Source organism: Ensifer oleiphilus (assembly GCF_013371465.1).
Lineage (GTDB): Bacteria > Pseudomonadota > Alphaproteobacteria > Rhizobiales > Rhizobiaceae > Ensifer > Ensifer oleiphilus.
On sequence record NZ_JABWDU010000021.1, the window covers coordinates 1 to 8,241 of the forward strand.

The window sequence follows — 8,241 nt, forward strand, 5'->3', positions numbered from 1 at the left end:
GCGTCGGAACATGCCAAAATCTCCAAGGTGAAGCCATTGAAATCATTGGCATGTCGCACTTGAGAATAGAATGTACCCACCCGTTACAGAAGATCGCATAATGTATCGATCGGAACCCGTTCACGTTCCGATATCGGTCCGAGGTGTATCGGATCGACTTGACACCAAAAGGGGCGCTATCATAGGTTGCGCGTGCGCGAACCGGGTGGGCATATTGGGGCACTCTCAGGCTGCAGTGGTGAGCGTGCAAAATTCCTTCCGAAGGTGTGGCCGAAATCTCCCATCTTAGGAACCCAGCGACCACTTTTTGGCCGGTTAGCGTGCCAGTTGGAGCCGTCTTTGCTACTCCATGTCTTGCCGTCCGAGATAAGTTTCTCTCGGCTCCCGATTGTTGCCAGGGTCTCGCATCAAATCCATAAAGGTATCGAGGATGAAGGACGTCTTGGCGGGAATTTAAGCGATTGTCCGTTAAGGCAAATTTGGTTCCTGCCATCACAAAGCAATAGTGAGGCTTCGCGTGGAAATTCGTGTGGTTTCCGGTCATGCTAACTAGGGCGAGTGGCTTCTCCGCGATTTTTTTTGCCTTGCTTCTCGCTGGTTGCGGCGAACAAAATCCAGACCAACCAGTTACTGTAAAGTCCAGCGTAGGAAACATAGTGTTGGTGGTGCCACGAGGGTACTTTGTGATGCCGCCGCCGAAGGATGGACATTACACGAAGGCAACTGCGGAATCCTTCATGGTCGACTATCCCGGCTTCAACTACAAGTCTATGGAAAACCTGCAGGCCTTCTCGCAGGTAGGATCTCCCGATGTCGTGACGTTTGGCATTCAGTTCGAGGAAAGCCGATCTCCTGCCGAACTTCTCGCCTACAAGCTTGATTGGTACGGAAAGCAGACCGTGCCCCACAAAGCTTCGGCGAGCGGGCTGCTTGAATTTGAGACCAAGGCCACTTCAACCTCACCATTTGAAAACAACGATGTCTTCGCTGCCGAGATTGGGGAAGAGGTGGTCCTGGACTGTAGTCCCAACCGCGCGAAGGAATCGCCTCGGTGTCAGATGAATTTTGAATGGAAGGGATTTCTTGTAACGGCAGGGTTCAGCCGAGAACGCCTGCCGGCATGGAAGAATATTAAAGAGAAAATCACAAAGAAACTTAATTGCTGGCAAAAAAATACGAATTTGAATGGAGAATGCAGTGCTGAACGATAATGATATTGCTACGCTTCGCTCTTTTACAAACGCAGGGGACCGGATTTCTTATTATCAGTATTTGATAGAAAAGGGCGATCGGTACGCCGCGCTAGCACAAGGTGTTGTCACAAATTCCAACCTCGCCGGGGCGGTGGCCAACGCGTTCGCGGTGCACAAGGCAAGTCAAATCGCGAACATCAGTCTCACGAGTGGCGATCTCGCGCAGATCAGTCTCGACCTGATGCAGGCCGATTTTAATGCACGCCTCCAGAGCAGTAACGGCATGATCGGAAGATCTCAAATAACGCAGTATCATATCGACGTCTTTGCCGCACACAATTTGCCCCCTCAAGCTTGGACGGCGTACATTCCTCTTTCCTTGGCCGAGACAGAGGGAACGGCCGACGCACTTTGGGATCAGCTGTTGGATCCGAACTTTTACTCTGCCACCAGTTTTTTGGATCAAATCGCGCTCTTGGTCGGCAACAAGATCAACGATCCGGTTCTCGGCGGCGGTTGGAATCAAGACGTGACCATCGCATTCGCTGCTGCTGCAACGACAGGTGCGGGATCGCATGCCTACGGAAACTTCCAGGTTTCCTGGGGAGAGGTCGCAAATGTAATTGGTGGGAGCCAGCACAGCGACACACTTTTGGGTTCCGATCTCAATGATGTGATCATGACGTTCGATGGCGGTAGCAATAGCGCCGACGGGGGCAGCGGAAATGACAGAATTCATGGCGGCTTTTATGTCGACGAACTGAAGGGCGGAGATGGGCGCGACGCGATCTTCGGTTATGGAGAGGGCGACCGCATAATAGGCGGACACGGCTCGGACTATATCGACGGTGGGGACGGTAATGATGTTATCACCGCCGGAGAGTTCGAGGAAGTTGAGCCAGGTAGGATAGTACACGTCGATGGGGGAAACGACACCATCTTTGCTGGTGACGGGCGGGACACGGTTGAGATCGTGGCAGGCTATGACATCGTTTCACTCGGCAGTGGAGACGATGAGATTGCCATCCAGAATAACACTGGACGAGCTGTGATATGGGGCGGGGCAGGAAATGACAGCTTGACGTTCACAGTGGGCGGGACAGTTTTGTTTGTCGATGCACCAAATGTCAGCGACCAACTCCTGAAAAACCTGGATCAGGATTCTCTTCGAGATCATATTCGCAGTACGTTTCCTATATTCCAAGAGGCAATTGTAACCACAATTGTCATCAATGTAGATCAGAACGATAAAATTAAGCTAGGTGATAATCACCTAAATTTATTCAACATTGAGGAGGAGAGAACAGATTATCCGGAAGGCGACTGGATATTCGATTACACATCGAGGGGATATTCCACTGACGATGGGTATGAGGTCTACTGGGCCACATCACAGACAAAAACGTCCGGCTATAATATTCAAAGAGACATCAAGCTGTTCGGCAATGAAGCTTCCTCGGTGACGGTATGGGGTGGAGACGTGCCGGGTGTCCGGGTTGACGGCTTAGATGTGTTCGGCCTCAAAAGTGGTGATGCTGGGATCTTATTACCGAGCAACAAGCCAAGTTTCGAAGAACACCTGGTGAAAACCACAAGAGCAATTCAGGACGATGGTGTCACTCGGGAAGTCACCTATGATCACCTACTGAAGCGCATCTATTATACTCCTGCAAACGTCGAAGTCGTCGGGGAAGAGACGAACCAGATAAGCTCGACCTACGGCAGCGACCTTGTGCCGCCGGATTTCTACTCCGGTACACGACCGCAAATTGACTTGAATCAGTTTCAGAAGGATCCAGCCGTTCCTCCACAGGAAGATCCGATACAGGGAACTGACGGTGACGATGTTCTTACTGGCAGTGTGAACAACGATCTGATTTACGGCGCAGCCGGAGACGACGTCATTGACGGTCGCGCCGGCGCGGATGAAATCGCTGGTGAGCTTGGAAATGATACTCTGCGCGGCGGAACAGGTAGCGATGCCTATACCTATGCGCGTGGGGACGGAGACGATACGATTATCGAACTGGTGGGGGGCGGGGCCAACGACACTTTGAGATTAACTGATGTCGCACTCGGCGAGATAACCTTTGTTCGCAACGGTAGCGATCTCAACGTTGTGGTCGCAGAAAGCGAACCCGGGGCTGGTGATGGTGGTGCGATCCTGCTCAAAGACACGCTCGGGGGAACGAACGGGCAGGGAATAGAAACGATCGTCTTCGCAGACGGATCCAAACTCGACCTGAACAGCCTGGAGGGCACCGGAAGCGCGGCGGATGATCGCTTTGTTGGGAATGGGCGGCAGCAGAATTTTTCCGGGCGGGGGGGCTTTGATACAGTTTCCTATGAGCACTCGCTGCTTGCGGTGCAAGTCAATCTCAAGACGGGCCAAGGAGTTGGTGGTGACGCGGATCGTGATACGTACGATTCGATTGAAGGTGTTGTCGGATCGCGCAACAATGACGAATTGAACGGTTCCGATGCCGGCAACAAACTGTATGGCTCCGGGGGCAACGACATCCTCTATGGTGGTCTTGGCGACGATATCCTCGATGGTGGCGCCGGCGACAACGACCAGGTCAACTATGACGGGTACGCGACCGACTACGTGTTCCGCAGGAACGCCGACGGCACAACCGCCGTGCACAACTCGGAATACGGCGACGATACGCTCGTGAGCATAAAGGGAGTTTGGTTCCTGGCCGAAGCTGCCTGGTACGATTTGACTAGACTTCATTCCAATCGTGGCTCCAATGACGTTTGGGGGACGGCCGGCGATGACTATTTGGAGGGTACGCAGGCCGGTGATGTAATTCACGGGGGGGAGGGTAGCGACACCCTCTACGGTGGGCGTGGCGACGATACCTTGCTCGGCGAAGGCGGTGGATACAATCAAGTCGACTACGACGGTAAAGCGTCCGACTATATATTTGTCCGCAATGCAGATGGTACGACGACCGTCGTTAGCGACGTATACGGTACCGACATCCTATCGGAAATCCATGGTGTCTGGTTCCGTGGTGAAGAGCAGTGGCGGTCACTGAGTTCGCTTCATGAGAACCGCTGGATTGGAACGGATGATGTCGTCAGCACGACATCTGGGACGGCTATCGATCTCAATCAGCAAGACAACGATATCATTCCTGCTGGAGCCAACGTCGTACAACATATCTGGACCCAGCCACAGCACGGCTCTGTGGAATGGAACGAGCAGACGAGAACCTTTACCTATACTCCGGACGCCGGCTTTGTCGGAACAGATACACTGATTTACGGCTTGCATGACGGCGATAACGGTGGTGCGGTCATGACGCCTGAAGGTGTGAAGGTGACCATCAGAGTCGGTCCCGGCGATCCCACAAAAGGGCAGACGGTTACCGTTGGCCAAGGCGCAGACTACTACGGCGGAACGGCGCTTAACGATACTATTAATTTCGTCGGGGGAGCCGGAAACTATGTCAATGGAGGAGACGGCAACGACATCATCGTGTTCTCGGGCAGCTCGGCAGACTACAAAATCCTTGGCCAGGGCGACCATTTTACGATCTCGCACCTGACCAACGGGGACATCGTTCAATTCACCGCGGTGGAAGATATCGGGTTCGCCAACGGCATAATCTCCCTCGACGATATCATCGCCAATTCCGGACATCTTCCAGGCGACACGTGGTTCGAGCCCGAGCCGATCGGCGGGCTAGTCTGAACCTCCCCGCCTGCGCCGCCCGACACGTGTCGGGCGGACTACTTTCACGAGGGTAATACCGCCAGTTTTATCCGCGCTATTTCGTGAGCGAGATGCTGCCCGCAACAATTAAAGATAATTCCGTACGCGCCCTAACGGTACGCGCAGTCGCTGAGATTGCGCTGTACTCGGGCGTGATCAACCTCTTGATGCTCGTATCGCCCATCTACATGTTGCAGGTCTACGATCGGGTTTTGCCCGCTGCCAGCCTCGACACCTTGCTATACTTGTCCCTGATGGGGGTGGGCGCGCTTGTGTTTCTTGGACTTATCGAGGTCGTCCGATCTTATTACTCGCAACGCGTGGCAGCCCGGTTTGAAGCACGGTTCGCCGCCTCCGCATTGAAAGCTGCGCTTTCCGGTCCGCGCGCGAGTGCGGGGGACGTGCAGCCATTGCGTGACATGGCCATCGTGCGCGGGTTCATCGCTTCACGTGGACTTGCGACGCTGTTCGACCTGCCCTTTTCTCCCCTTTTCATACTCCTGCTTTGGTTCGTTCATCCCGCTCTTTTTGCCCTGACCTTAGTGGGTGCAGGCGTAATGGTCCTTGTTGTTGTATTAAACCAGCTTGCGAACAAGGATTTGAGCGCCGCCGCTGCGGAGCGGTCCGCCGCCGCGAACCTATCAGCCCAGGCCCTTGCTCGGAGCGCGGAGACTTTGCGCGCCATGGGAATGATTCAGAACGTTACGGAGGCTTGGGGCCGTGTGGTCGGTGAGGCAGCGATCTTGTCGGATAGAGCTGCTGACAGGAATGCCATATTCAGTGCCGCTTCACGGTCGGTTCGCATGATTCTGCAGATGGCTATACTGGGCGTTGGCGCGTACCTCGTTCTACGGGACGAGATGACTGCCGGTATGATCTTTGCATCTTCGATCATATCGGGTCGGGCGCTCCAACCCCTGGATCAACTTGTGGCCGGATGGCGGCAGGTCGGGGACGCGCAGCGAGCCTGGCACCGCCTGTCGGAGACGTTGCGACGTCAGGAACTAGAGGCCAACAACAGCATTTCGCTTCCTAAACCGGTCGGTAGGATTGCGGTCGAAAACCTCGTCTATGCGCCCGCAGGCACGAAACCGGGTGCGGAACCTCTTCTTAAGCGCCTGAGCTTCGAGGTTGCTCCCGGTGAATGCGTCGCCATCATCGGTCCAAGCCGCGCCGGAAAATCGACGTTGACGCGGCTTTTGGTTGGAGCCATTCAGCCATCGAGCGGAACGGTGCGGATCGATGGTGCCGAGATCGGCGCATGGAAGAGTGATCAACTCGGTGGTGCGATGGGTTATCTCGGGCAAGACATCCAGCTGTTGCCAGGCACTATCGCGCAGAATATCAGCCGGTTCTCTGAGCCGGCAAGCGATGAGGAGATAGTGGACGCTGCCATCAGGGCACAGGTTCACGAACTGATCTTGCAGCACAAGAGTGGATATCAGACCCAACTAGACGCGAGTACGTCGGTGCTATCAGGGGGAGAAAGACAGCGCATCGGCTTGGCGCGCGCGTTCTTCGGTGATCCGCGGATCCTTGTCCTCGATGAGCCCAATTCAAGCCTCGATGCGGAAGGCGAGGCGGCACTTGCGCGTGCGCTGAAGGTTGCGCGCGAGCATGGAACCACGATTATTTTGGTAACCCATCGCCTTTCTGTTGCGGCAACCTGCGACAAAGTCATGGTTCTAAGAGCGGGTGGGATCGAAGCTTATGGTCCCGCAGCACAGGTCCTGCAAAGATTAACCGCATCCGTGGAGCCGGTCAGGATTCCGAGAGTACGCGCCACGGGTTCAGTTCCAATTGAAGGAGGCGCCTCATGAATTCGCTTACCTCCAGCAGTTGGGAAAGGACCCTGCGCTCACATACGGGAACGGTTGCGGTCGTTGGATATGCGTTGATCGGCCTGTTCCTCGGCGGCGCAGGATTTTGGGCCGCAACGGCGCCGATCGCCGGTGCCACGGTCGCCGCGGGCCATCTCGCGGCATCCGGACGCAATGTTCTAATTCAGCATCTTGAAGGGGGTGTCGTTCGTGAGATCCGCATCAAGGAAGGTGATCGCATCGTTCGCGGGCAAACGTTGATAGTTCTCGACGACACCGCGGCAAGAACGCAGCTGAACCGGCTGGTCAAGCAATGGATGACATTCCGGTCGCGCGCATCCAGGCTTGAAGCCGAGAGGGACGGTGTCTCGCGGCTTGCGATCGCGGTTGCCAGCAGCGCGTTCGCGCACGCGCCCGATGCCGCGGCGGCAGCCATCGAACAGGAAAAGGAGTTTGATGCAAGGCTGGCACGCTTTCGTTCAGAGACCGAAATCCTTGGACAGCGGGTCCTCACTTTGGAAAAGGCCCTATCGGGCCTGACGGCGCAAAAGGAAGCGATCGGAAGGCAGGCCACGATCGTCGCCGAGGAAGCGGTGCGGAAAAAGAAGCTGCTCGACCAAGGGCTCACGAACCGCTCGGAATATACTCAGCTGCTCAGGGTGGAAGCGGATCTCCTGGGGCAAGCGGGCGCTATCGAAGCACAGCTTGCGACGAATTCCACCCAGATCGCCGAGGCCAACGAGCAGATCGAGCGGCTGAAGACACAACGTGTTGAACAGGCCGTGACTGCCCTTAATGAAACGCGTGTCTCGCTCGCTGACGTGGAGGAGCAATTGGAGGCGGCTAAAGCGGTGCTTGATCGTACCGTCGTCAAAGCGCCGATTGACGGCATCGTAATCACCTCACAATACAACGCAATTGGCAGCGTCATCGGTACCGGCGAGAAAGTTATGGAAATCCTGCCAACGGACACCGGCCTCCTTATAGATGCACGACTCAACCCGCAGGACATAGACGTCGTGACCACAGGGCAATCCGCGCGGCTGCGAGTCAGCGCGCTCAATGCGCGCCTTACGCCTGAACTCCCCGCGCGCGTTGTTCATATATCCGCCGACCGCCTCACGGATCCCGCAACCCAGCAACCCTACTATCGCGCGCTCTTGCAAATCGTCCAGCCCATGCCCGAGGACGTCGAGACGGAGCAATTGCGGCCGGGCATGCCTGTGGAGGTCTTCGTCGACACGGGAGAGCGAACGTTCTTGGAGTATCTGGCAAAGCCGATAATCGATTCATTCAGCCGGGCATTTGTCGAGGAATAAGCGTCAGTGGGCATCGACGCACCGGCTCGACCTAAAAGTGCGATCGGCCGAAAGTCGCAAGCGAAGGTCCGCTCTGACCCTCCATGCATTTCTTCTCTATGTTCCTGTTCGGGAGATCCTAACTGAAGTGCAACACGCCGGTTTTCAGGGTAGGGGTTCAGCCTCCCTCTTGCAAATGTGCCCGG

The 8,241-nt window shown here is 55.6% G+C and carries 4 protein-coding genes; all 4 read left to right on the plus strand.

The window, feature by feature from the left end; genetic code table 11:
• Window positions 1-737: 737 nt before the first annotated feature.
• Window positions 738-1,211 (plus strand): hypothetical protein, encoded by a 474-nt coding sequence (locus HT585_RS31475; RefSeq protein WP_176356694.1) that lies wholly within the window; start codon window positions 738-740, stop codon window positions 1,209-1,211.
• Complete coding sequence (locus tag HT585_RS31480) at window positions 1,198-4,896, plus strand: Ig-like domain-containing protein (protein WP_176356695.1); 3,699 nt, start codon at window positions 1,198-1,200, stop codon at window positions 4,894-4,896. The genes HT585_RS31475 and HT585_RS31480 overlap by 14 nt, the downstream gene beginning before the upstream one ends.
• A gap of 92 nt (window positions 4,897-4,988) precedes the next feature.
• Entirely contained in the window at window positions 4,989-6,737 is a 1,749-nt protein-coding gene (locus HT585_RS31485) for a type I secretion system permease/ATPase (protein ID WP_246708038.1), read from the plus strand.
• Window positions 6,734-8,056, plus strand: a complete 1,323-nt coding sequence (locus tag HT585_RS31490) for an HlyD family type I secretion periplasmic adaptor subunit (protein WP_176356697.1) — start codon at window positions 6,734-6,736, stop codon at window positions 8,054-8,056. Before HT585_RS31485 ends, HT585_RS31490 begins: the two co-directional genes overlap by 4 nt.
• Window positions 8,057-8,241: the final 185 nt, after the last annotated feature.

Excerpts from the sequence above, each read along its gene's own strand:
- HT585_RS31475 (WP_176356694.1), top strand. The coding sequence starts at position 738 with ATGGTCGACTATCCCGGCTTCAACTACAAGTCTATGGAAAACCTGCAG.
- HT585_RS31490 (WP_176356697.1), top strand. The coding sequence starts at position 6,734 with ATGAATTCGCTTACCTCCAGCAGTTGGGAAAGGACCCTGCGCTCACAT.
- HT585_RS31485 (WP_246708038.1), top strand. The coding sequence starts at position 4,989 with ATGCTGCCCGCAACAATTAAAGATAATTCCGTACGCGCCCTAACGGTA.